Here is a 621-nt window from a genome sequence, read left to right as displayed (position 1 = left end):
GGTACAGCCAAACACCGATATAGCCTGAAGCGATGATAAAGTGTTGCATTGAACCAATACCGTGCTGAACAGTTGGCCAAATAACACAAGTAATTGCTGCTAATGGTAACATCACAAAAAATGAAATTGTAACCACAAATGTTAAACCTTGGAATACACCAACCATTTCTGGTAATCGTTTACTGTAGTATCTATTGTGAATCCACGTAATAATAGCTGAAATAATAATACCACCTAGAATATTCGTATCCAATGTGGCAATACCTGCAATTGATTTTAAACCAGGTACATTTTCAACGCCTTTTTCTAAATTAGCGCCAAATGTATGTGGCCATTGCGTTAAAATGGCATTTATAAATGTATTAAACATTAAGTAACCCATCAATGCTGCAAGCGCTGCATGACCTGGTGCTTTTTTAGCTAAAGAAAGTGGTAAACCTACAACAAATACAACTTCCATATGCGTAAAAATAACCCAGCCACCAGATTCTATCACTGACCAAAATTTAAACCAAAACGTATGTTGATCTGCTAAACTCCCCATGATTGTAGGATTTTTAAATAATGTCGCAAAGCCAAGCACTATCCCAAAGAAAGCGAACATTAATACCGGTACAATCA

General features: G+C 36.4%; 1 protein-coding gene. It reads right to left on the bottom strand.

Going from position 1 to position 621, the window contains the following annotated elements; all coding sequences use genetic code 11:
- The coding region (locus IDG60_RS28270; RefSeq protein WP_346767047.1) for a PTS transporter subunit EIIC at positions 1–619 on the bottom strand (619 nt) is incomplete at its 3' end.
- Between the last annotated feature and the right edge of the window lie 2 nt (positions 620–621).

It is taken from the genome of Staphylococcus sp. EG-SA-2 (genome assembly GCF_017152085.1).
This window is presented reverse-complemented; position numbering and strand designations above follow the sequence as displayed.